We start from the raw sequence: 22,282 nt of genomic DNA, 5'->3' as shown, positions 1-22,282 counted from the left end.
CGGCAGGCAGAGGAGCAATGCTCAGAAACGCATGCCGAACAGGGTGAAGTGCTCGTTGGGGAAGCGTACCCGCACCGGCAGCGAATCCACGCGCCACTCGTTGGCCAACGGTTCGGTGAAGCGTGCCGGCACCATCAGGCCACGGGTCGGGCTGCGAAATGGCTGGCGCAGGTCGCTGGGCAGCGGGTTGGCGCTTTCCGCGGGGTTGATCACTTCGGCCTTGATCCAACCGCCATCGGGCAGGCGCACGTCGAGCTGCGAACCGGGGGTGGCGTGTTCGACGTCCTTGGGGTCCAGGTACACCCACAATTGCGCCGGGCCGCTGCGCTCCAGGCGCATCAGCAGGGTGCCAGGGCCGACGTTCTCACCCGGTGCGGTGACCACTTCGGCAACCCGGCCACCTTCGCTGGCGCTGACGTTCATCTGCTGCAACTGCCCGGTCAGCCACTGGCGCTCGAGTTGTTGCTGACGATCATAGCGATCACTTTCGCTGCTGCCGGCACCGCTCAAACTACGTTCGAAGGCCAGCAATTCGGCCTGGCGGCTGTCCAGTGCGTTCTGTGCGTCGACCAGTTCGCCGCGGGTGGCAGCACCCTGCTGCACCAGGCGACGAGTGTCGTTGACCCGCTGTGAAGCGCGATTGACCAGGCTCTGCAGTACCGCACGATTGCGCGTGCCAAGGTCACCGAGCGGCGCGGCAGCAGGCGCCGCACTGCCTTGCAGCAGGTTCAGGCGCAGACGCCATTCGGGGTTGTCGAGCTCCACCAGTGGCGTACCGATTTCCACGTGATCGCCCGCCTGCACGGGGATGTTGCGCACCTGGCCAGGCTGCATGGAGCGCACTTCCATGGTCGGCAAGCGAACCAGTGCCGGCGCTTCGATGCGCACCAGCTCGAGCCCGTAGCGGCCGGCCAGCCACAAGGCGGGCAGCAGGATCAGAAACAGGATCAGGTACCAGCGCAGGCGAAACGCCATGCGCTTGCCTGGGGCATAGAGCACGTCCAGGCCGTTGTCCTGAGTGGGATGTTTTTCCTTGGGACTATTGAAACGTATCTTCATCGGCTTCTCGGGTAATCAGTCCAGGATTGCCAGTCGATACCGCCCACTCCAGCCGGGCGCAGAGCGTTCTGCCAGTTCAGTACCTGTTGTTGCAATTGCTCATGGGAGGCGTCGGCCCAGCTCAGGTCGGCGGGTTGATCCACCTCCACGCTCTGTGCCAGGCGCAGCCTCAGGGCCGGCCATTGTTTGGCGATAGCCAGGACTCGATTGGTGCTGCTCTGCGGGCTGCGGGTGTAGATCATCAGGCTGATCTCGCCGACCCCGATGCGCTGCAGTTCGCAAGGCACGCAGGGATTGCGGGCCGCTTCTTCGGCGAACCAGCGTGGGTGGCTGGACAGGTTGAGCGGCCAGGGCGCGGCAGCCTTGGCTTCACGCAAGGTGTCGAGCCAGTCGCGTAGGCGCTGGTCTGGGACAGGCCAGCCGAGCTGCTCGACTTCCTGGTCCAGGTGCAGGGAATCGAAAGGCAGGTCCCTTGAGTTGACCGATCAGGCTGATCAGCCCCTGGCGCTGGCGTGGTTTCATCCAGTCCGGGTCACCGAGCAGCAAGGTGACCTGCATACCCTGCGCATGAGCGGCCTGCAGCAGGTCACGCAATGCCAGGCGGGTGAGCTGCATGTCGGCGACCTGCAGGCTGGTCAGGCCGACATGCAGCTGGCTGATACCCGCTTGCTGAAGGGCGCTCAATTGGCCAGGGCGCTGGCGTGGGTCGAGCAGGGCCGTGCTATCCCAGATGTAGACGCCCTGATTCCATTGGTTTTGCGCGACCACCTGTGACGGCATCACGGTATTTTCGCCCTGCCAATGCACCACACGGTTGCCGAGCAAACGCTCGAAGCCTGCGCTGTCGTCACCGAACAGGCGCAGCGCCGAGTCCTGCAGCCAGGCCCCGTGCCAGGCGGAAATCTGCGCGAAACCGGCGTTGTAATGATCGACCTGGGCCTGCAGCAGGCGCAGGCTGGCTTCACCTGCATCCAGGCTGCCGCGCTGGCGCCGTTCGGCGATGATCGTGTCCAGCGCGTCACGGCGCTCGCTGCGCCACTGGTATTCGTTGAGTTCGCGGCGCTGCTGTTCCAGCACCTTACCTAGCTCGCGCAGCACGCTGCCGCGCTCGCGCTCAAGCGCCTGCGCGGCGGCCTGGTAGCGTGCCTCGCCCTCACGGCCACGGGCGGAGCCGTAGTCGAGCAGGTCGAATGGTGCGGAGAAGGTGATGCCGGCGCTCAGGCCGCTGCCGTCATCGCTGGCGCCACTGCGCTGTTCCAGGGTCTGAGCAACATTCACGTAGGACTCGATGGAGCTGTACCACGGCTGCTTGCGACCCAGTTCGGCGTTGGCCAACTCGGCGTTGCGCCCGGCCACGCGCGGGTTGTCTTCCAGCTGCGTCTGCCAGGCTTGCAGAGGCTGCGGTTCGCTAGCCAGGGCGGTGGCGACTGGAGTGTCGTTGCCATCGACCTGCACGCCGAGGCTCTGCAGGCTGGCGCGGATATCTTCCAGCAGGCCGTTCTGCATGGCGCAGCGCTGGGTCACCGCTGTCCATTCGCTGCGCATCAATTGCGCGTCGGAAGGCAGAATCCAGTTGCCGTTCAGGCGCGTCTGCACCTGTTCGTCGGCGTCACGGGCGGCTTGCTGCACACCTTCGCAGAGGCGCTGTTCTTCAGTGGCGCGCCACCAGTCCGCATAGGTGCTGCGTATGGCCAGGCGTTGCTGGGCACGCCGATAACCCTGTTCGATCTCGCCGAGACGAATGTCGCGTTCGCTGTCGCGCACCGCGTCCATGCGGCGGCGCAGGCTGCCGAGCAGCGGGTAGCGCACGCCGACCGCGAAGCTGCGGCCGTAGTAATCATCGCGTACGTCGTCTGTTACCAGCTCGCGGTAGCGGCCAACGTTGGCGTTGCCAAACATCTCCCAGCCGGATTCGCTTTCGCGCTGCTCGCGGGCGGCATAGCGCGCTTCCAGTTCGGCATTGACCGCCTGGCTGCCGTCACCGGCCTGTTGCAAGGCCTGCTCCAGAGTCAGTGGCGCGGCGCTGGCCAGCAGCGGCGCGCAGCACAGCAGCGGCAGCAGCAGACGTGAAGGTCTTGGTGCAGTCATCAGGTAATAACGCCCTAAAATCGGTTGGCCCGTTTGAGAACCCACCAGGGCGCCATGCTCGATTCCTCGTGCCCGCGCCGCAGGGTTTCATTGAGAATGGCGACCACGCTCCAGCAGCGCAGGGCGTACATCGCCAGGGGATAGAAAGGCAGAACCCAGATCAGCGTCAGATCCTGACGCGGCCGCTCGCTGACCATCAGCATCAGGCCCAGGTACAGCAGCGAACTCATCATCAGGTACAGCGCGTAGATCAGCAGCGAATAGAAAACCAGCGCGGTGAACGGCAGGATGATCACCGCCACCAGGCTGTAGCCGACGATGATGAACGGCAGCACCAGCTGGAAGAACAGCCCGCTGACCATCAGCATCAGGAAGTTTGGCCAGCCGAGCAGGCGCGGCGTGAACACATGCCGATGCTTGCGCACGTAGACGAAGAACAGGTCGCCGTCCCAGCGCAGGCGCTGGTCGAGAAAGCTGCGCAGCGTCGCGGGTGCATCGGTGTGGCCGATGGCCTGGGGTTCGAACGGAATGCGCAGGCCGTAGCGGCGAAAGTACGCCTTGATGCGCAGGGTCAGGTCCAGGTCTTCGGCGGTGTGGGTGTCCCAGCCGCCGATCTGCTGAAGGAAGCTGCGGCGGAAGGCGCCAAAGGCCCCGGACACGTTGTTGACCAGGTTCCACTCGGCCAGGCCGATCTTGCACATGTGGATCGACAGCAGATATTCCAGCGCCTGAATGCGTGCTACCCAGGACTGCTTGGCGTTGCGTACGCGCAGGCTGCCGGCGACGGCGGGCACCTTGGGGTCACGGAAGTGGCTGACCATGCGCACCACCATGTCGTTATCGAACGAGGTGTCGCCATCGACGTTGATGAGGATTTCGCCGGTGCTGTAGGCCAGTCCGGTATTGAGTGACGACACTCGGCCGCCGCGCTGCCATTTGGCGATGGGGCGGATCACTCGATTGCGCGGCAGCCGTTGCTCGGCCTTGAAGCGGCGCACCACCTCGGTGGTCGCGCCGTTCGCGGCGGCGCCATCGATGATCGGAACGATCTCGATCATGCCAGGGTAAGTCTGCTCGGCCAGGCTGCGCAGGGTCAGCTCGACATCGCGACCTTCGCTGTAGCAGGTGATGATGCACGACACCCGCGGGTGCCAGGTGTTGTGCATCGGCACTGCGCTGCGTTTGCGCACGAACCAACGCAGGGTTCCGAGCAGCACCATCAGGTTGAGCGGCACTTCGAGCAGCAGGAAATACGGGAACACCATGAGAAACAGCCGCCAATGGCCATTGGCGCCGTAGATCTCGCCCAGCCAGGCGTGCAGGTGCTCGACCAGCGCGTTCATTACAGTTCTCCGGCGAGGCGCGCCATCAGCAGCTCGGCGTCTTCCTTGTCGATCAGGCCAGAGGGGGCGACACAGCCACTGGTGGTCAGGCGGATGTCTTGCAGATCCTCGCCGACGAACAGCTCGCTGATTTCATTGATGCGTTCGGTCACCCGGCGCAGGCCTGCGGAGTCGGTGTACATCAGCAGCAGCCAGAGTTGTTCCTCGCTGGTGCGGGTGCAGCGGTCGGTGTCGCGAATGGCCACCTGAATGCGTTCGATCAGCGTGTCGAGCAGGGCATGGCCGCGTTGCGGGCCCAGGCGTTCTAGAACCTTGCCGAGGTTGCGAAAGCGCATGCCGAGCAGCGCGAAGGTCGGTGCCTTGTGGCGCTCGATCAGCTCCAGCTGCCAGTCGAGCAGGGTCTTGAAGGTATTGGCGCCGACCACCGACAGGCCATTGAAGTAGTGGTCGGTGTTGCGCTCCAGACCTTGGCGAGCGGTGAGCAGACCGCCTTCGGAAAGCTGGTAGTCGCGGATCTCACGAACCTGCAGTTCGTCCGGCGCGTGGTGTTCGCCGCAGTCCAGGCAGCGGGCCTGTACGTCGGCGTCGACGAAGAAGGCATCGCAGCTGTTGCAGTTGTAGTTTTCCAGTGGCCGGTCGTAGTCGGTGCCGATATGACGCAGGCGGGTCAGGCAGTTGGGGCAGACCAGCGCGCCATCTTTGAGGTACTCGGTCTGGGCGCCGATGTGTCCGCAGGTGAAGCAGTGCAGCGACGGCTGCCGGGCGATATCCAGGGAATTGCATTCCACGCACACGTCGACGTAGTTCAGGTGGCCGCTGCCGCAACTGCGGCACAGGCGAATACGGTCTACCAGTGCGCTGCTGTCGAGCAGGTTGCGTTGCGCCAGGTTCTGCACCAACGCCAGGCCGTTGACCTGGTCATCGCCCAGGGCCTCGACCAGCGGGTAGACGTAATGGCGAGCCGACTGCGGCGCGCGCACGGCGTTGAGCGTACCGGGAGCGCGTAGCCACAGGTAGGCGAGCAGCTGTGCTTCCAGGCCTTCGGGGGCACGGCCGTTGTTGAAGACGTTGAGGCGCTCACGCCACTGTCGCCAGGCCTGCTGGATCACGCTGGCCTGCAGCGGCGGCGGCCCGTCGCTCAGGGCTTTGGCAAGTGGCCCCTGGCTGGTGCAGTAGATCAGCGCCAGGCGGTAGGCTGGATGCCGACGCAGCGCCTGCAGCATGGTCAGGTTTTCGGCATCGGTAGCGCTCAGCACGACGACGTCGAAAGCCGGGGCTTGCAGCAGGGAGGGCAGATCGCTGAAACGACTGGCGACAGAAAGACGCGCATCGTGGCCTGGGGCAACTTCAGCGATGCGAATGGTCAATTCGGTCATCGGCTATTCCAGTCAGGGGGCAAACGTCCGACTGGGGCTTACTTCGAAAAGTTCTACATCAAATCTTTCTTGTACAACTTTGTGCGAAGTGTTTTGAAACAGCGCACATTGCTGATAATCAGAAGATGAGCGCGCTATTGCCGATGATCGTTACAGCTGCAGCCCGCCGCTGGCTTTGTGCAGCGTGCGTAGGTGATCGCCAAGCAGCTTCAGATTGGCCTCGTTGGCCTCCAGCTCAGCGAGGCGCTGAGGCTCCAGCAGGCGACGCACTTCCTCGTCGAGGTCGGCGCTGAGCAGGCTCAGTTGCTGCTGGCGATTGCGCGTTTCGCTTTCCAGGCGCTGCCATTCACCCTGCTGCGGCAGGCCATAGCCGCCTTCGAGCAGTTCCGCCGGGCGACTAAGGAAGCCGGTGCCGGCGAGGATCTGCTCCAGGGCGTCACCGGCCTTGTCCAGGTTCGGATCCTTGGCGGCGCGGCCGGTCAGGTAGCGCTGCTTGAGTTCGTCCTGGGAGAGCAGTAGCTGACGGCGCATCGCCGCCTGTTCGAGCAGCAGCATGGCGGCACTGGCGCGCAGGTCGGCCTGCTCGAACCACTGTCGGCGTTCGCTGGACGGCTGCTCCAGCCAGTCCTCGACGCGTTGTTGGCGGATCGGCAGACGCTGCTGCAGCACCTTGAACATGGCCTGGTAGCGGTCACGGAACGAGTCGAAGCGGTAGCCTAGGCGCAGCGCCTCGCGGGAGTTCTCGAGCATGCTGCTATCGGCCAGGCCGCGTGCTTCGAGCACTTCCAGCAGGCCGATGGGCGTGATGCTGTCGAGATCCTGCAGGCGCGCCATATCGGTGCCGCTACGCAGCAGCTTGAGGGTTTCCACCGCACAGTTGTTGGAGACGAAGAAGTAGTCGCCGTCATAACTCCAGTGCTGCTCGACGGCACGGGCGACCAGTTGTTCGAGGCGATCGCGGGGCAGCGTCAGTGGCACCGAAGCCAGGCTGCGCAGTTCGACCTTGGTGTATTCCTCGATCACCTGGGCCAGGGGCAGCACGAACAGGCGCGAGGGGTAGGCGCCGGTGAGGCCGTCCCAGCTCGACAGCTGGACGTCACCGACGAAGGCGCGGTAAGACAGCACCAGATGCTGATCGAGATCCAGCCGGCAGTCCGGCCCACGTGGCCGGCCCGGTGCGCAGATCACCAGCCGCAGCATGCTGTGGCCCCAGCGACTGGCCATGTTCTGATTGGCTTCGGCGAGCAGATAATCCACTTCGTAGACCCGCTCGGGGTCGAGATTGGCCAGCGCCTGTTTGTCGAAATCGCGGCCTGCATTGAGGTAGGCATAGCCCGTGCCGCAAGGCGTGGCGTTCGCCGGTGACCAGCCGAAATGTTCACTGAAGAAGCGCGCCAGGGAAGGGCGACGGCAGGCGTATCCGGGGTCGAGGAGAAAGTACTCCATGTTCACCGCGACGAACTCGCGGGCGTTGCTCAATTCGTAGATGTCCGGGCTGCGCGCCACCTGGCCATTGTGCTGGTCGCGTTCACCCCGGGTGCCGACGCGCTGCGGCCAGCCGGCCAGATCGAGCAGGCGTGGATCATCGCTGAGGGTGAAGCGGCGTTCGGTCTGGCCACGGCATTCGGCCGGCAAACCGACTGCGCCCATGCTGCCGTTCTGGCGTTGGCAGCGCTGCAGCAGCGTGCGCTGTTCAGTGCCCCAAAAAGCGCCGCGATCATAGAGGTGCGTCACTTCATGGAGCACAGTGGCCAGCAGTTCGTTGCGCACGGTGCCATGGGGGCGCCCGGTGGCAGCCTTTGCTGCACTGCCGTCGGCGAGGCCTGGCAACAGGCTGGCATTGAGCTCGACACCACTGAAGCGGCCTGCGCGACCATAGATCTGCTCGGGCAGTGCGACCCAGCGCACTCTGACGTCGCGATCCACCGCTTCACGCAGCAGTGGAGGCAGCGCTTCTACGGCTTCGTCGAGCAGCGCCAGGCTGGCCTGGCGCTCGGCGTCGTTCAGTTGGCCGTCATCCAGGGTTAGCTTGAGCTGGGCGTGACTGGCCGTGCTGACCAGCAAGGTCAGCAACAGAAGCCAGCCGCGGGGGGCCATCACAGAGCGAGAATGGCTTCGGCCAGTACCTGATCGGAAGCATTCTGCGCTTCGGGAAGCTGGCTGCGCAGGGCACCAAAGGCTGCTTCCAGTTGGGCGCCGCGGATGTCGCCCTGGCTGGCGACGAAGCTGGCGGCGTCGTCACGGGCCTCGATGACGACTTTCATATCGCGAACCGACGTGGTGGTGTCCGAGGTGAAGTCGATGGTGCGGTCGAGGGCGCGGACGATGATGTTGCTGGTGGCCACCAGGGTCTGGGCCTGAACGGCGCCGGCGAACAGGGCAAGGGATACAGCGGCGGCGAACAACGGACGCTTCATGAACGGTCTCCGAACGGGGTGAGAATAAATTGGATTGGCTGGTTGGACGAATAACACCTGCCGCAGTTCCGGCAATCTGGAGCTGTTTACAGCGCCAGGATGGCCTGGGCCAGTTGCCCGTCATTGGCCTGCAGCGTCGGCAGGCGGCCGCGGATGTGTTGCAGTGCGGCTTCCAGGTGTGCACCACGCAGCGTGCCCTGGCTGGCGACGAAGCTGGCAGCGTCATCTTTGGCGGCCAGCACGACCTTGTTGTCGACTACCGAGGAGGTCGCGTTGGAGGTGGTATCGATGGTGCCTGCGAGTGCATCGACCAGGGTGTCGGTGGTCACCAGAAAGCTGCTGGCAGAGGCGCCGGCGGCCAGGCTGAACAGGCTGAGGAACGCGAGGGTGCGGGCGATGGGCATGGTCTGGACTCTACGGTTCACTGAAAGCGAGCATTCTAACCGCTCTGCGTTGAGCCGTTGAAAAAGACCTGCACAGTTTGTGTAAAAGCGAATGCGACCTGTCGCTTAGGCCTTAAACGACAAAACCCCGCAGGCGCTGCATGCCTGCGGGGTTTTGCGGGAGAAGCTCAACGGTCGCGATTAGCGCCAGAACGGTTTGCTCAGTTCGGCGTAACGCTGGCTTTCGCTGATGCCGGCATCGGCCAGCAGGCGAGTGTCGAGACGCGCCAGTTGGCGGCGGCTGACGATGCGACGCTGCCACAGGAGCAGAGTAGCGAGAAGATTCAGCGGCAGGCTGGTGGCAGATTTGGACGAGTTGTCGACAAGCAGATCGGAACTGAGGGTACGTTCCATGGTGTGCATCCTTCCGCTTTTGGCGGGGTTGGTAAGTTCTGGTGCCTATTTTCGTCCTTGCGCGGGGTTAGCAGTAGCCACAGCTGAAGTAAATAAGCTGCGTACTAGATAGGTTGCTTTGTAACTGTTTCGCTGATTTAGAGGGTAACTGTACCGGTGTTTGTGGATTTGCCGTGACTCGTGTCGTTTGGCAGTGCTTTGACCTGTAAAAATATTAGTTTTCAGGGATAAGCAACCGATACAGTTTCAATTGTGCGCTGTCGTTGCTTTGCTAATTATTTTTATTTTTTCGTCATCAAGCCCGAATCGCTCCATGCTGTATTTGTTGGCAAAGCCTGTGCAAGAGATTGCGGTTCGGCGTAGAGCAGAGGCGAGGGAAAATGCCGTCGCCTCTTAACCGTCAAGCAATCACTCGACCGCCTTGAGCATGTCCTCGATGACCTTCTTGGCGTCGCCAAAGACCATCATGGTCTTGTCCAGATAGAACAGTTCGTTATCCAGGCCGGCATAGCCGCTGGCCATCGAGCGCTTGTTGACGATGATGGTCTTGGCTTTGAAGGCTTCGAGGATCGGCATGCCGGCGATGGGCGATTTTGGATCGTTCTTCGCTGCCGGGTTGACCACGTCGTTGGCGCCAAGCACCAGCACCACGTCGGCCTGTCCGAACTCGGCATTGATGTCTTCCATCTCGAACACCTGGTCGTACGGCACTTCGGCTTCTGCCAGCAGCACGTTCATGTGCCCCGGCATGCGTCCAGCTACCGGGTGGATGGCGTATTTGACCGTCACTCCCTTGTGCGCCAGCTTCTCGGTCAACTCTTTCAGGGCATGCTGTGCGCGGGCCACAGCCAGGCCGTAGCCGGGGACGATGATCACGCTGTCGGCATTGCCCAGCAGGAAGGCGGCATCGTCGGCAGAGCCGGACTTGACCGGTCGCTGCTCACCGCTACCCGCTGCCGGGCTGGCATCTGTGGCGCCGCCGAAGCCGCCGAGAATGACGTTGAAGAACGAGCGGTTCATGGCCTTGCACATGATGTAGGAGAGGATCGCGCCGCTCGAACCGACCAGGCTGCCGGCGATGATCAGCATCGAGTTGTTCAGCGAGAAACCGATGCCAGCCGCTGCCCAGCCGGAGTAACTGTTGAGCATCGACACCACTACCGGCATGTCGGCGCCGCCGATAGGGATGATGATCAGCACGCCGATGATGAAGGCTAAGGCCAGCAGCACGGCGAACGCGGTCAGATTGCCGGTGAAGGTGAAGTAAAGACCGAGCGCGAGGATCGTCAGGCCAACAGCCAGGTTGATCAAGTGCTGTCCGGCGAACTGTACCGGTGCGCCCTGAAACAGGCGGAATTTGTACTTTCCAGACAGTTTGCCGAAAGCGATCACTGAGCCCGAGAAGGTGATGGCGCCGATGGCCGCGCCCAGGAACAGCTCCAGGCGGTTACCGGCAGGAATCGGGTCGGTAATGCCGCCAACGATACCCAGCGACTGCGGTTCGACTACTGCGGCGATGGCGATGAAAACGGCGGCCAGGCCGATCATGCTGTGCATGAAGGCGACCAGCTCCGGCATCTTGGTCATCTCCACGCGCTTGGCCATGATCGAGCCCGCAGTGCCGCCGACCAGTAGGCCGACAATCACGTAGCCGATGCCTTGCACGGCCAGTTCGCTGCCGAGTTTGTAGATCAGGCCGAGGGTGGTGAGTACGGCGATGCTCATGCCGATCATGCCGAAGGCATTACCGCGCCGTGAGGTGGTCGGGTGCGAGAGGCCTTTGAGTGCCTGGATGAAGCACACCGAGGCCACGAGGTAGAGGAGGGTGATCAGGTTCATGCTCATCGATTACTTCTCCACCGGGGCTTTCGGGGCCTTCTTCTTGAACATTTCCAGCATGCGCCGGGTAACCAGGAAGCCACCGAAGACGTTGACTGCCGCCAGGGCCACGGCCAGGGTGCCCATGGTCTTGCCCAGTGGGGTGACGGTCAGCGCGGCGGCCAACATGGCGCCGACGATGACGATGGCAGAAATTGCGTTGGTCACCGCCATCAGTGGGGTGTGCAGGGCCGGTGTGACGTTCCAGACCACGTGGTAACCGATATAGATGGCCAGCACGAAGATGATCAGGTTGTAGATGCCGTCGGAAATCAGATCCATCGGAGTGATCCTTTTTGTAGTGATTGGCCCTCTCCATAAAGAGAGGGAGGCCATCATTTGTTGATGCGCACGATCTCGCCGTCTTTGCACATCAGGCAGGCAGCGACGATGTCGTCTTCCAGATTGAGGTGGAAGGCACCGTTCTCGTCGATCACCAGCTTGAGAAAGTCGAGCAGGTTGCGGGCATACAGCGCCGAGGCATCGGCGGCGACCAGGGCCGCCAGATTGCCGTGGCCGACCAGGGTCACGCCGTGCTTGATCACTACCTTGTCCAGTTCGGTCAGCGGGCAGTTGCCGCCCTGAATGGCGGCCAGGTCGATGACCACCGAGCCGGGTTTCATGTCGGCGACGGTGGCTTCGTGCAGCAGCGTGGGAGCCTTGCGGCCAGGGATCAGTGCGGTGGTGATGACGATGTCGGCCTGCTTGGCGCGTTCGTGCACCGCCCTGGCCTGGCGCTCCATCCACGAGGCGGGCATCGGGCGGGCGTAACCGCCAACGCCTTCGGCGCATTCGCGCTCCTCATCGGTCTCGAACGGCACGTCGACGAACTTGGCACCCAGGGATTCGATCTGCTCCTTCACCGCAGGACGCACATCGGAAGCCTCGATCACCGCGCCCAGTCGTTTGGCCGTGGCGATTGCCTGCAGGCCGGCGACACCGGCACCGAGGATCAGCACCCGAGCGGCTTTCACCGTGCCGGCAGCAGTCATCAGCATCGGCATGAAGCGTGGGTAATGGTTGGCCGCCAGCATCACCGCCTTGTAGCCGGCGATATTGGCCTGGGACGACAGCACGTCCAGGCTCTGGGCACGGGAGGTACGCGGCGCCGCTTCCAGAGCGAAGGCGGTGATGCCGCGTGCGTTCATACGCTCGATGGTCTCGACGCTGAACGGGTTGAGCATACCGACCAGCACGGTGCCGGGCTGCATGAGCGCCAGCTCGGTGTCGTCTGGCGCTACCACCTTGAGGATCAGGGCTGCGCTGAATGCTGCCGTGGCATCGCCAATGCTCGCACCCGCCGCTTCATAGGCGCTGTCGGTAATGCTGGCTGCGATGCCGGCACCGCTTTGAACGGTGACCTGATGGCCCTGGCCTATCAGCTTCTTGATGGTTTCCGGCGTCGCGGCAACCCGCGTTTCGCCTGCATGGGTTTCGAGGGGAACACCAATGTGCACGCTTGCATCTCCTGCGATCGTTGCAGATTCACCCGGGGGCGACGGAGGTACGGTATCGACTAAAGTCGATAGCTCGCATTCTGCAAAGGAAGCGGATCAGTAAGCAATATTCATGGAGCGTTTATTTCGCATGACTACAAGTTATCGGAGATATTGTTATTTTTCATGTTGAATTATTATGATAAATAACCGATTTAAGTCGTTAAATTCAAGAAAATTGATGCTATCAGGAATAAATGTCTGAAAATTTGGTTGATTGTCTTTTTAGCGGGTGCGACGCGGTGTCACATCGTTCAAGATCATTTACAGGTGGTTGAACAGGGTTTTTGATCGTTATGTAGCGATATTAGGTTTGTGCTACAAGGTGTGGAGGCTGTATCGCTGGGCATCGGAACCTGGGTATCGCCTCGCTCGACGCCAAGCTACACAGGGGGCTGCGGTGCTTGGCTCGCAAGCGCCGCTGTCGGTAAGACTATGTGAGTCGAACAGACCGAAAGCTGTTCATGAGGCGTGCAGCCGAATGGCACGCCTGCGGTGTGATCGTTAAGCCGTAGCCTGGGTTGAGCGAGGATACCCAGGGCTGCATCCCGGTGCGATCAGCCCGTGCGCCAGGTGATTTCCTGCACGCCGTCGGCGCTGATGCGCAGCCACTGATCGGCCTGCTCATTGCTTTCCTCTTCTTCCCAGCTGCCAGGCGCGCAGCGGACTTCCACATCCAGAGCGGCGTAGGCAGCCTGCGCGCAGGCCAAGTCGTCTTGCCATGGCGTGGCGTCGCTCTCCAGGTACAGGCTGTGCCATTTACCAACGGCCTTGGGCAGCCAGGTCACGGGTACTTCGCCGGCGCGGCACTGGAAGGTCTGACCTTTCTGTTGCCAGTCGGAGCAGGGGCCCAGGGCTTGAGTCAGCCAGGCGGCGATGGCCTGGTGATCGGCGTCCTTGAGGTATATCTCGATATCCGGTTGGCGCATTTTCATCCTCATCTGGTCGGTGCGCTCAAGGCGCGTCACGCTCGATCCAATCGTAGCGGATGGCGACGGTCACTTTGAAGCTTTCGGCGATCACCGCCGCACGGCGCTCGGCACTAGCGCGCCAGCCATGGGGCGTCATCGCCAGCAGGTCGGCTCGTGCTTCTGGCGTGTCGAGCAGCAGGGGAAAACTCAGGGTTTCGCTGTGCGCCAGGCGCATGCCCGGCGGGATCAGCTCTAGGTGTTTCTGGTCATCGTAATCGCGCACCTCGTCGTAGAGCTTCTGGCGCAGCTCCATCAGGTGCTCGCGAGTAGGCCCCATGCGCAATAGGCCACCGCCGGGAGCGAGCAGGCGTTTGGCTTCCTGCCAGTCCAGCGGGCTGAACACACTGGCCAGTAACTGGCAGCTGGCGTCGGCCAGGGGCACGCGGGCCATGCTGGCGATCAACCAGTTGAGCTGAGGAGCACGCTTGCAGGCGCGCTTCACCGCTTCTCGGGAGATATCCAGGGCATAGCCGTCGGCCTCTGGCAGCGCCTCGGCGATCTGCGCGGTGTAATAACCTTCGCCACAACCGATATCCAGCCACTGCTGCGGGCCGTAGCCGGCCGCCAGTTGTGCCAGTCGGGCAGCCAGCGGCGCATAGTGGCCGCCATCGAGAAAGCGCCGACGCGCCTCGACCATGGCGGCGTTGTCGCCTGGGTCACGGCTGTTCTTGTGCTGTACCGGCAGCAGGTTCAGGTAACCCTGGCGCGCACGGTCGAAGCGGTGGTTGGCCGGGCAGGCCACGCCGTTGTCGACCGCCTGCAGCGGCGCCTGGCAGATCGGGCAACTGAGCATCAGGCGAGCAGCTTGACCAGGGTCTGGTAGTAGATCTCGGTGAGTACATCGAGATCGCTGGCCAGCACGCGTTCATTGACCTGGTGGATGGTCGCGTTGACCGGGCCGAGCTCGACCACCTGGGTGCCGAGGGTGGCGATGAAGCGGCCATCGGAAGTCCCGCCGCTGGTGCTTGGCGTGGTTTCACGACCAGTCACGCTGCGGATGCTGGCGCTGACCGCATCGAGCAGGGCGCCTGGCTCGGTGAGGAACGGCAGACCCGAGAGCGCCCAATCGATGTGATAGTCCAGGCCATGCTTGTCGAAGATGGCGTTGACCCGTTGCTGCAGGCCTTCGACCGTCGACTCGGTGGAGAAGCGGAAGTTGAACACCGCGGTCAGCTCGCCAGGAATCACGTTGGTCGCGCCAGTACCGGAATTGAGGTTGGAGACCTGGAAACTGGTTGGCGGGAAGAACGCATTGCCGTCGTCCCAGTGCTCGGCGGCCAGTTCGGCCAGGGCCGGGGCGGCCAGGTGAATCGGATTCTTCGCCAGGTGTGGGTAGGCCACGTGGCCCTGAATGCCGCGCACGGTGAGGGTCGCACCCAGGGAGCCACGGCGACCATTCTTCACCACGTCGCCGACCAGCGAGGTGCTCGATGGCTCGCCAACGATGCACCAGTCCAGGCGCTCGTTGCGTGCAGCCAGGCGCTCGACCACGGCTTTGGTGCCATGGTGAGCCGGGCCTTCTTCGTCACTGGTGATCAGAAAGGTGATACGGCCCTTGTGATTCGGGTACTCGGCGACGAAGCGCTCGACGGCGATGATCATCGACGCCAGGCTGCCCTTCATGTCGGCGGCGCCACGGCCACAGAGCATGCCCTGCTCGTCGATCAGCGCTTCGAACGGACCGTGCTGCCAGGCCTGTACCGGGCCGGTGGGCACCACGTCGGTGTGGCCGGCGAAGCACAGTACCGGGCCATCCTGGCTGCCATGGCTCGCCCAGAAGTTGTCCACGTCCTCGATGCGCATGGCTTCGATGGCAAAACCCACAGCCGCGAGGCGGCGAATCATCAGCTCTTGGCAGCCTTCATCCAGTGGTGTCACGGATGGCCGACGGATCAGATCGCAGGCGAGCTCGAGGGTGGGGGACAGGGCCGTCATGGGAACTCCGGTAAAGTAATGCGCGTAAAGCAGTGCAGGGCGGGAAGGGCGCATAGCTTAAAGCAAAACGCGCCTGCCTCGTAGGCGTTCAGCCTTTTGGCGCAAGATACAAAGGCGCTTCGCGCGACCCTGCTACAAGAGCCGATGCACTGCGCACCCGTAGCCTGGCGTTGAGCGAAGCGATACCCAGAGATTGTTTGCGCGGTTACCTCTCACCAATCCGAAAAAGAAAACGGCGGCCAATTGGCCGCCGTTGTCGTGTCGCTCACCGGGATCAGGCGTTCTCCGCCTCGGTCTGTACCACCGGAATTTCCAGCGGTTTCGGGCTGGACGACAGCAGCGCCATGATCAGTGCGGCGAGGTACGGCAGCGATTGCACCAGCAGCATGACCACCCAGAACTTCACGTCGTAGCTGGGCAGACCCTGAACGATGGCGATGCCCAGGGCTCCGCCCCACAGCAGGAGCATGATGAAGACTTCTTCGCGCGCTTCGGCGAGGGCCACCATCAGGCCGTGGCTGGAGCGCATCTTCGGCGTGCGGAAGAACGGGATGGACTTGGTGAACATGCCGTACAGCACCGCCTTGGCGATGGTGTGCGACAAGGCCAGCCCCGCTACCGCCGCGCAGAACGCATCCTTGAGGTTGACCCCAACTGCCCGCTGGTACAGGAAGATGATCTTGCCGACCTTGAACAGGAACAGCGTCAGAGGCGGGATCGCGAAGATCAGCAGCGGTGGATCGACCCGTTGCGGCACGATGATCATTGCCGCCGACCAGAGCAGGGCGCCGGCAGTGAAGAAGATGTTCAGACCATCGGCAACCCAGGGCAGCCAGCCAGCCACGAAGTGATAGCGTTGGCCGCGCTTGAGTTCGCTGCCCTTGCCGGCGAGCAGTTCGCGGGCGTGCCCCTTCATGATCTGAATGGCGCCGTAGGCCCAGCGGAAGCGCTGCTTCTTGTAGTCGATGAAGGTGTCTGGCATCAGCCCCTTGCCGAAGCTGTCATGGGCATAGGCGGCCGAATAGCCTTTCTCGAACACGCGCAGGCCGAGCTCGGCGTCTTCGCAGATGGTCCAGTCGGCCCACTTCAGCTCGTCCATCACGGTACGGCGGATCATGGTCATGGTGCCGTGCTGGATGATCGCGTTGCGGTCGTTACGGGTCACCATGCCGATATGGAAGAAGCCCTTGTATTCGGCGTAGCAGAGCTTCTTGAAGGTGCTTTCTTCACCGTCGCGATAGTCCTGCGGTGACTGCACCACGGCGATCGACGGATCGGCGAAGTGCGGCACCATGTGCTTGAGCCAGTTGCGGTCGACGCAGTAGTCGGAGTCGATCACCGCCACCACTTCGGCATCCGGTGCGGTGTGCGGCAGGATGTAGTTCAGCGCGCCGCCCTTGAAGCCATGCAGCGGAGCGACGTGGAAGAAGCGGAAGCGCGGGCCGAGCTCTTCGCAATAGTCACGCACCGGTTCCCACACCGCAGGGTCCTTGGTGTTGTTGTCGATGATCAGGACTTCGAAGTCCGGATAGTCGAGGTTGGCCAGGGCATCCAGGGTCTGTTTGACCATCTCCGGCGGCTCGTTGTAGCACGGCACGTGGATCGACACTTTGGGGCGGTAATCGCTATCGCCCAGCACCGGCGTGAAGGGGCGCCGTCGTTGCGTCCACACCGTCTCGGCCAGTTCGTGGGCCTCGGTGAGCAGGACGATGAACACGCCGATGGCGCCGACGCCGAGCAGCAGCCCGACCAGCATGCTGAACCAGGTGCTGTACTGCTGGCTGTAGTCGTAGCCGATCCACACCAGGGCCGAGCCGCCAGCGAAGGCGACGAAGGTCAGGAAGGTACGCCCACGCTGGTGCAGGGCACTGCCGTCGATGAGCATCAAGGCCAGGGACAGCAGCGCCATGACCACCGAGGCAACCGCCAGCAAGCGCCATTGCGGAATGGCGACTACCGGCCCTTCGAAGTTGAATTTCGGATTGCGGTCGAGGTTGTAGACGCCCCAGTAGGCGCCCACCGAACCTTCGTCACCGGCTTTCCACGGCTGGTCGAACGCCTCGATCACGAAGTAGTTGTAGCCCTGGGCGTTCAGGGTGGTGACCAGGGTTCGCAGGTAGATCGCCTGATCCGCCTGGGTCGCCTCGGCGCCCCCGCGCACGCGGCCATTGCTCGGCCAGCCGACCTCGGAGAGCAGCAGCGGTTTTTTCGGGAACAGCTTCTTCAGATCGCGGGCGCGATCGAGGGTGAACTGCGTGGAATCCTGCATGCGCATGAATTCCCAATACGGCAGTACGTGGGCCGCGATCAAGTCCGCGTGGTCGGCCAGCTCCGGGTATTCCTCCCAGATGTGCCACTGCTCAGAGGTAGTGACCGGCACCTTGACCGCCGAGCGTACCCGATCCATGTAGGCGGTCAGCTGCTTGACGGTAACCTCGCGGCGGAACAACGCCTCGTTACCGACCACCACGCGCACTACGCTGCGCGAGTTGTTGGCGATCTCGATGGCCTTGGTGATTTCGCGCTCGTTGCGCTCCTCGTCAGGGCTGATCCACACACCCAGCGTCACGCGCAGGCCGAACTCTTCGGCGAGCAGTGGAATCTTGTCCAGGGCATCATCCACCGAATAGGTTCGGATGCTATCGGTCTGCTTGGAGAGCAGTTCGAGATCCGCACGCATTTCTTCGTCGCTGGGATAGACACCCGTTTGCGGGTTCTGCCCCTGACGGAATGGCGAGTAGGAATAGCCGGATACCTGCTCGGGCCAGTCCGGCGCGGTCACAGGACGGTTGTAGAGCGCCCAGATACCGGTGAACAGGGCGGCAATAGCCAGGAAAACAATCAGATTGAGGCCGAACTTGCGCGAAAGCATGCTGTGTCAGGTTCCGAAAGGTGGAACGGGGAGAGGGCCGGCGAGCGCCGGTTGGCGCGCATGCTACTCCGTCGTTGAATGACTGTATAGCACAGCTCGGAGCGCTTGTTTGAGTATGAGCCGCAGCGTTTTCAGTGGCACCGGGCGTTCAGCTACGAAGCCCGCCAGATGGTGCTTGGGGTGAGCGCCCAGGCTTCCTATAATGCGCGCCCACCAAGAGGAGCCCGCATGTCGTTCGATGAGCAACGTTTCGCCGGAATTGCCCGGTTGTATGGCCGTGAAGGCGCAGAGCGGCTGACGGCTGCCCACGTGGCGGTGGTCGGGATCGGCGGCGTTGGCTCCTGGGTGGCCGAGGCGCTGGCGCGTTCCGGGGTGGGCGAGATTTCCCTGTTCGACCTGGATGATGTCTGCGTCAGCAATACCAACCGGCAGGCTCACGCCCTGCAGGGTCAGGTCGGCCGCGCCAAGGTCGAGGTGATGGCCGAGCGCCTTCGGGCCATCAACCCGGCCTGCGTGGTGCATGAAGTCGCCGATTTCGTGACCCGCGACACCATGGCCGATTACATCACCGTCGAGCTCGACGCGGTGGTCGACTGCATCGATAGCGTGGCAGCCAAGGCGGCGCTGATCTCCTGGTGCAAGCGCCGCAAGATCGCCATCATCACCACCGGCGGTGCGGGCGGGCAGATCGATCCGAGTCAGGTACAGGTGGGGGATCTGAACAAGACCTTCAACGACCCGCTGGCAGCCAAGGTGCGCTCCACGCTGCGCCGCGATTACGGTTTTTCCCGCACGCCGGGGCGCAACTACAGCGTGCCCTGCGTGTTTTCCACCGAGCAGCTGCGTTACCCCGGCGCCGATGGTGAGATTTGCCTGAGCAAGGCATTCGTCGGCGATGGCGTGAAGCTCGACTGTGCCGGTGGCTTCGGCGCGGTGATGATGGTGACTGCCACCTTCGGTATGGTCGCTGCCGCCCGCATCGTCGACAAGCTGGTGGCAGGTGCCCGCCGGCCTAGCGAGCGCAGCGCCTCGAACTCGTGATTCTTTTGTTTTGGGAAAACCTTCAGGCTGCCGATAGCTATCAAATGCTCCTGAAGCACAGGTTCCATGCCCAGCTCGGTGGCGCGGCGAAGTGGCTGTCACATGACGCGCGTCTTGAAGCCAAGAGCCGCTTGCCCTGATCTACCGTTCAGGCATCGATCAGCTTTGCTGCGTTGAGCCGCATCCACTCGGCCAGGGAGTCCAGGGTCGGTCGCAATGACCTGCCCAGCCCGGTGATCTGGTATTCCACACGTGGTGGTACCTCGGCGTAGATCGTGCGGTGTACCAGCCCGCGACGTTCGAAAAGGCGCAACTGCCGGGTCAGTTCCTTTTGCGTGATAGGGGCGATGGCGCGTTGCAGTTCGCCGAAGCGGATCGGGCTGTCGGTGACGATCAGCCGGTACAGAATGGGAATGGCCCATTTGCCGGCAATCAGATTGACGAAGTTCACCATCGGGCAGGGTTCTGTGCCGCTGGTGGCGGCCGAATAATTTGGCGGTGCCGGCTCCACGTAATTCGCCATGACGCTCCTCCAGCCTCTTTAGTATCCAATGGGTGCCTACTATGCAAAGGATACCATTGGGCAAACACTGCAGCTTCTGCATAAGCAATCAGGAGCTGTAGAGATGAAACGACTGCAAGACAAGTTTGCCCTGGTTACCGGTGGCACCAGCGGCATCGGTCTGGAAACCGCGCGGCAGTTCGTCGCCGAAGGCGCGACCGTGGCGATAACCGGTCGAGATGAAGCGGCGCTACAGGCTGCGCGACAGGAACTGGGCAGCGCGCTGCTGACCATTCGCAGCGATGCAGGGCAGGTTGAAGAGCAGCGCCAGTTGGCGCACACCCTCGTCCAGCACTGGCCGCGCCTCGATGTGTTGTATGCGAACGCCGGTGATGTCACTCACCGGTTGCTAGCGGATTGGGATGAAGCCACCTGGGATCAGCTAATGGCGGTCAATCTCAAGGGGCCGTTCTTCCTGATCCAGGCGTTGTTGCCGCTGTTGAGCCATCCAGCCTCGGTGATTTTGTGCGGTTCGACCAGCGCGCATATCGGGCTGCCGCAAAGCAGCGCCTACGCTGCGAGCAAAGCGGCGCTGCTGTCGCTGGCGCGCACGCTGTCGGCGGAACTGCTGGTTGCGGGTGTTCGGGTCAACGTACTGAGCCCTGGCCCAACCGAGACCCCAGCGTTGGGCAAGCTAGGGCTGGCTGCGGATCAACTGCATGCCATGCAGGCGCAAATCCGCGAGCTGGTACCTATCGGTCGCATGGGGACGCCCTGGGAGCTGGCGAAGGCAGCGGTGTTTCTGGCGTCGGACGAGTCGCGATTCGTGGTCGGAACCGAGTTGCTGGTCGATGGTGGTGTCGCCAATCTATAAGCGGCGCGTCGTCCGTCAGGTCTGCTCGGTCAGGCGACGCATCTGTTGCACGACTGCGTTGAGACCGTTGCTGCGAGACGGCGACAGCTGACGTGACAGGCCCAGCTGGGCGAACCAGTCAGCGACATCCACGCTGGTCAGTGTCTTCGCATCCAGACCGTCGATGCGTGCCAGCAGCAGCGCGAGCAGGCCGCGAAGCAGACGGGCATCGGTGGAGGCACGAAATACCCAGCGTCCGTCCAACCGTTCGCCGACCAGCCAGACCTGGCTTTCGCAGCCGTTCACGCGGTTAGCTTCGCTGCGCTCGGCCTCATTGAGAGGCTGCAGGCGCTCGCCCCACTGCATCAGCAGGCGTGCACGCTGTTCCCAGCCGGGGCAGGCAGTAAATGCGTCGAGGGCCTCGCGGGCGCGGTCGGGCAGGCTCATTGCAGCAGCTCCAGGGCCTTATCCAGTGCGGCGAAAAAGCGCTGTAGATCGCTTTCGTCGTTGTACAGGGCGAGGGACACACGGATCGCGCCGCTCACCCCCAGCCGTTGCAGCAACGGCATCGCGCAATGATGGCCGACCCTCACGGCGATGCCTTGCTCGGTGAGCAGGTGAGCGAGGTCGCCGCTGTGTATGCCCTCCACGGTAAAGCAGGCCAGCGCGGTTTCCGGCTCGCCGAGCAGGCGCAGGCCCGCGTAGCCTTGCAGGCCGGTCAGCAGCAGTCGATGCAGTGCGGCTTCATGGTCGCCGATGGCTCTGGCGTCGAGGCTGTCGAGGTAGTCCAGGGCCGCGCCAAGGGCGATGACTCCGGATACCGGCGGCGTACCGGCTTCCAGGCCGAGCGGCGCGTCGCGAAAGGTCGAGGCGAGGTAGTCCGCCTGCTGCACCATTTCACCGCCGAACTGCCAGTGCTGCAGGCGCTGTAGTGCACTACGCCGGCCATAGAGCAGGCCGACGCCATCCGGGCCATACAGCTTGTGGCTGGAGCAGACGTAGAAGTCGCAATCCAGGGCCTGCATGTCCTGGCGGCCGTGCACGATGGCCTGGGCGCCATCCACGACCGTTAGCGCGGCCTGCTCGCGGGCTAGCTTAATCAGTGTTTGCAACGCTTGCCTGCGGCCCAGCACGTTGGACAGCTGAGTGACCGCGAGCAGCCGCGTACGCGGGCCGATCAACATGGCGGCGTGATGCAGGTCGATATCGCCCTGGGGCGTCAGTGGCAGCACCACCAGCTTCAGGGCCTTGCGCGCTGCCAACTGCTGCCAGGGGAGCAGGTTGGCGTGGTGCTCGGCGGCGCTGACGACGATCTCGTCACCAGCCTCGAACAGGTGTTCCAGCCCGTAGGCGAGCAAGTTGAGGGATTCGGTGGCGCCGCGAGTGAAGACGATTTCTTCGCTGTCAGCGGCATTCAGCCAGCGCGCTGCCTTGTTGCGGGTGTCTTCGAAGGCGCGGGTGGCGCGCTCGCCGGGCAGATGTTGGGCGCGGTGCACATTGGCGGCACCACCGGCGTAGTAGGCCAGCAGGGCATCCAGTACCGCTTGCGGTTTCTGCGCCGTGGCGGCGCTGTCGAGGTAGGTCTGGCCTTCGCGGTCGAGGGCCAGCATGCCGGGGAAATCGGCGCGCCAGGGGGAAATCAGGGTCATCCGGA

Annotated in this window: 21 protein-coding genes; 2 read left to right on the top strand and 19 right to left on the bottom strand. The window is 63.0% G+C overall.

Annotated features, from left to right (window positions below):
* Nucleotides 1–21: 21 nt before the first annotated feature.
* From K5Q02_RS23310 to K5Q02_RS23235, 16 genes are all read right to left on the bottom strand, one after another.
* Complete coding sequence (locus K5Q02_RS23310) at nt 22–1,059, bottom strand: HlyD family secretion protein (protein WP_225834842.1); 1,038 nt, start codon at nt 1,057–1,059, stop codon at nt 22–24.
* Nucleotides 1,056–1,436, bottom strand: coding sequence for a hypothetical protein (locus K5Q02_RS23305; RefSeq protein ID WP_225834841.1), 381 nt, complete (start codon nt 1,434–1,436; stop codon nt 1,056–1,058). The genes K5Q02_RS23310 and K5Q02_RS23305 overlap by 4 nt, the downstream gene beginning before the upstream one ends.
* Nucleotides 1,429–3,147 (bottom strand): hypothetical protein, encoded by a 1,719-nt coding sequence (locus K5Q02_RS23300; RefSeq protein WP_225834840.1) that lies wholly within the window; start codon nt 3,145–3,147, stop codon nt 1,429–1,431. Before K5Q02_RS23300 ends, K5Q02_RS23305 begins: the two co-directional genes overlap by 8 nt.
* A gap of 14 nt (nt 3,148–3,161) precedes the next feature.
* The gene (locus K5Q02_RS23295; RefSeq protein WP_225834839.1) at nt 3,162–4,490 is read right to left on the bottom strand and encodes a glycosyltransferase family 2 protein; all 1,329 of its coding nucleotides are present in this window, start codon (nt 4,488–4,490) and stop codon (nt 3,162–3,164) included.
* Nucleotides 4,490–5,866, bottom strand: coding sequence for a diguanylate cyclase domain-containing protein (locus K5Q02_RS23290; RefSeq protein WP_225834838.1), 1,377 nt, complete (start codon nt 5,864–5,866; stop codon nt 4,490–4,492). Before K5Q02_RS23290 ends, K5Q02_RS23295 begins: the two co-directional genes overlap by 1 nt.
* Nucleotides 5,867–6,016: 150 nt before the next feature.
* Nucleotides 6,017–7,963: a DUF7844 domain-containing protein gene (locus K5Q02_RS23285; protein WP_225834835.1), complete on the bottom strand. Its 1,947-nt coding sequence runs from the start codon at nt 7,961–7,963 to the stop codon at nt 6,017–6,019.
* On the bottom strand, nt 7,963–8,283 hold the full coding sequence (locus K5Q02_RS23280; protein WP_225834834.1) for a DUF2388 domain-containing protein: 321 nt from the start codon (nt 8,281–8,283) through the stop codon (nt 7,963–7,965). The genes K5Q02_RS23285 and K5Q02_RS23280 overlap by 1 nt, the downstream gene beginning before the upstream one ends.
* Before the next feature lie 86 nt (nt 8,284–8,369).
* The gene (locus K5Q02_RS23275; RefSeq protein ID WP_225834832.1) at nt 8,370–8,687 is read right to left on the bottom strand and encodes a DUF2388 domain-containing protein; all 318 of its coding nucleotides are present in this window, start codon (nt 8,685–8,687) and stop codon (nt 8,370–8,372) included.
* 180 nt (nt 8,688–8,867) lie between these two features.
* Nucleotides 8,868–9,080: a DUF1127 domain-containing protein gene (locus tag K5Q02_RS23270; RefSeq protein WP_225834830.1), complete on the bottom strand. Its 213-nt coding sequence runs from the start codon at nt 9,078–9,080 to the stop codon at nt 8,868–8,870.
* Between the two features lie 408 nt (nt 9,081–9,488).
* Entirely contained in the window at nt 9,489–10,925 is a 1,437-nt protein-coding gene (locus K5Q02_RS23265; RefSeq protein WP_225834828.1) for an NAD(P)(+) transhydrogenase (Re/Si-specific) subunit beta, read from the bottom strand.
* A 3-nt stretch (nt 10,926–10,928) separates the two neighbouring features.
* A complete protein-coding gene (locus K5Q02_RS23260; protein WP_225834826.1) occupies nt 10,929–11,240 on the bottom strand; it encodes an NAD(P) transhydrogenase subunit alpha in 312 nt (103 codons plus the stop codon).
* Nucleotides 11,241–11,293: 53 nt separating this feature from the next.
* Complete coding sequence (locus K5Q02_RS23255; RefSeq protein ID WP_225834818.1) at nt 11,294–12,415, bottom strand: Re/Si-specific NAD(P)(+) transhydrogenase subunit alpha; 1,122 nt, start codon at nt 12,413–12,415, stop codon at nt 11,294–11,296.
* A gap of 596 nt (nt 12,416–13,011) precedes the next feature.
* A complete protein-coding gene (locus tag K5Q02_RS23250) occupies nt 13,012–13,383 on the bottom strand; it encodes a hypothetical protein (RefSeq protein WP_225834816.1) in 372 nt (123 codons plus the stop codon).
* 25 nt (nt 13,384–13,408) lie between these two features.
* Nucleotides 13,409–14,218, bottom strand: coding sequence for a putative RNA methyltransferase (locus K5Q02_RS23245; protein WP_225834814.1), 810 nt, complete (start codon nt 14,216–14,218; stop codon nt 13,409–13,411).
* A complete protein-coding gene (gene dapE / locus K5Q02_RS23240) occupies nt 14,218–15,360 on the bottom strand; it encodes a succinyl-diaminopimelate desuccinylase (protein WP_225834812.1) in 1,143 nt (380 codons plus the stop codon). The genes K5Q02_RS23245 and dapE overlap by 1 nt, the downstream gene beginning before the upstream one ends.
* A 274-nt stretch (nt 15,361–15,634) precedes the next feature.
* Nucleotides 15,635–18,232, bottom strand: a complete 2,598-nt coding sequence (locus tag K5Q02_RS23235; RefSeq protein WP_225834810.1) for a glycosyltransferase — start codon at nt 18,230–18,232, stop codon at nt 15,635–15,637.
* Nucleotides 18,233–18,460: 228 nt separating this feature from the next.
* Here K5Q02_RS23235 and tcdA point away from each other — a divergent pair, with 228 nt between their 5' ends.
* Nucleotides 18,461–19,273, top strand: coding sequence for a tRNA cyclic N6-threonylcarbamoyladenosine(37) synthase TcdA (tcdA, locus tag K5Q02_RS23230; RefSeq protein ID WP_225834801.1), 813 nt, complete (start codon nt 18,461–18,463; stop codon nt 19,271–19,273).
* A 148-nt stretch (nt 19,274–19,421) separates the two neighbouring features.
* On the opposite strand, the gene K5Q02_RS23225 is transcribed toward tcdA, so the two are convergent.
* The gene (locus tag K5Q02_RS23225) at nt 19,422–19,796 is read right to left on the bottom strand and encodes a winged helix-turn-helix transcriptional regulator (protein ID WP_225834799.1); all 375 of its coding nucleotides are present in this window, start codon (nt 19,794–19,796) and stop codon (nt 19,422–19,424) included.
* Between the two features lie 103 nt (nt 19,797–19,899).
* On the opposite strand from K5Q02_RS23225, the gene K5Q02_RS23220 reads away from it, so the two are divergent.
* Nucleotides 19,900–20,649, top strand: coding sequence for an SDR family oxidoreductase (locus tag K5Q02_RS23220; protein WP_225834797.1), 750 nt, complete (start codon nt 19,900–19,902; stop codon nt 20,647–20,649).
* Nucleotides 20,650–20,664: 15 nt separating this feature from the next.
* On the opposite strand, the gene K5Q02_RS23215 is transcribed toward K5Q02_RS23220, so the two are convergent.
* Both K5Q02_RS23215 and K5Q02_RS23210 read right to left on the bottom strand, forming a co-directional pair.
* Nucleotides 20,665–21,075: a SufE family protein gene (locus tag K5Q02_RS23215; RefSeq protein ID WP_225834795.1), complete on the bottom strand. Its 411-nt coding sequence runs from the start codon at nt 21,073–21,075 to the stop codon at nt 20,665–20,667.
* Nucleotides 21,072–22,277: an aminotransferase class V-fold PLP-dependent enzyme gene (locus K5Q02_RS23210; RefSeq protein WP_225834787.1), complete on the bottom strand. Its 1,206-nt coding sequence runs from the start codon at nt 22,275–22,277 to the stop codon at nt 21,072–21,074. Before K5Q02_RS23210 ends, K5Q02_RS23215 begins: the two co-directional genes overlap by 4 nt.
* Between the last annotated feature and the right edge of the window lie 5 nt (nt 22,278–22,282).

Source organism: Pseudomonas sp. MM211, assembly GCF_020386635.1.
Lineage (GTDB): Bacteria > Pseudomonadota > Gammaproteobacteria > Pseudomonadales > Pseudomonadaceae > Aquipseudomonas.
The sequence above is the reverse complement of the archived record's forward strand: the minus strand, read 5'-3'. Positions and strand labels throughout refer to the sequence as shown.

Excerpts from the sequence above, each read along its gene's own strand:
- dapE (WP_225834812.1), bottom strand. The coding sequence starts at position 15,360 with ATGACGGCCCTGTCCCCCACCCTCGAGCTCGCCTGCGATCTGATCCGT.
- K5Q02_RS23285 (WP_225834835.1), bottom strand. The coding sequence starts at position 7,963 with ATGGCCCCCCGCGGCTGGCTTCTGTTGCTGACCTTGCTGGTCAGCACG.
- K5Q02_RS23215 (WP_225834795.1), bottom strand. The coding sequence starts at position 21,075 with ATGAGCCTGCCCGACCGCGCCCGCGAGGCCCTCGACGCATTTACTGCC.
- K5Q02_RS23210 (WP_225834787.1), bottom strand. The coding sequence starts at position 22,277 with ATGACCCTGATTTCCCCCTGGCGCGCCGATTTCCCCGGCATGCTGGCC.
- K5Q02_RS23280 (WP_225834834.1), bottom strand. The coding sequence starts at position 8,283 with ATGAAGCGTCCGTTGTTCGCCGCCGCTGTATCCCTTGCCCTGTTCGCC.
- K5Q02_RS23245 (WP_225834814.1), bottom strand. The coding sequence starts at position 14,218 with ATGCTCAGTTGCCCGATCTGCCAGGCGCCGCTGCAGGCGGTCGACAAC.
- K5Q02_RS23235 (WP_225834810.1), bottom strand. The coding sequence starts at position 18,232 with ATGCTTTCGCGCAAGTTCGGCCTCAATCTGATTGTTTTCCTGGCTATT.
- K5Q02_RS23265 (WP_225834828.1), bottom strand. The coding sequence starts at position 10,925 with ATGAGCATGAACCTGATCACCCTCCTCTACCTCGTGGCCTCGGTGTGC.
- K5Q02_RS23290 (WP_225834838.1), bottom strand. The coding sequence starts at position 5,866 with ATGACCGAATTGACCATTCGCATCGCTGAAGTTGCCCCAGGCCACGAT.
- K5Q02_RS23225 (WP_225834799.1), bottom strand. The coding sequence starts at position 19,796 with ATGGCGAATTACGTGGAGCCGGCACCGCCAAATTATTCGGCCGCCACC.
- K5Q02_RS23300 (WP_225834840.1), bottom strand. The coding sequence starts at position 3,147 with ATGACTGCACCAAGACCTTCACGTCTGCTGCTGCCGCTGCTGTGCTGC.
- K5Q02_RS23260 (WP_225834826.1), bottom strand. The coding sequence starts at position 11,240 with ATGGATCTGATTTCCGACGGCATCTACAACCTGATCATCTTCGTGCTG.
- K5Q02_RS23250 (WP_225834816.1), bottom strand. The coding sequence starts at position 13,383 with ATGCGCCAACCGGATATCGAGATATACCTCAAGGACGCCGATCACCAG.
- K5Q02_RS23220 (WP_225834797.1), top strand. The coding sequence starts at position 19,900 with ATGAAACGACTGCAAGACAAGTTTGCCCTGGTTACCGGTGGCACCAGC.
- tcdA (WP_225834801.1), top strand. The coding sequence starts at position 18,461 with ATGTCGTTCGATGAGCAACGTTTCGCCGGAATTGCCCGGTTGTATGGC.
- K5Q02_RS23275 (WP_225834832.1), bottom strand. The coding sequence starts at position 8,687 with ATGCCCATCGCCCGCACCCTCGCGTTCCTCAGCCTGTTCAGCCTGGCC.
- K5Q02_RS23270 (WP_225834830.1), bottom strand. The coding sequence starts at position 9,080 with ATGGAACGTACCCTCAGTTCCGATCTGCTTGTCGACAACTCGTCCAAA.
- K5Q02_RS23310 (WP_225834842.1), bottom strand. The coding sequence starts at position 1,059 with ATGAAGATACGTTTCAATAGTCCCAAGGAAAAACATCCCACTCAGGAC.
- K5Q02_RS23295 (WP_225834839.1), bottom strand. The coding sequence starts at position 4,490 with ATGAACGCGCTGGTCGAGCACCTGCACGCCTGGCTGGGCGAGATCTAC.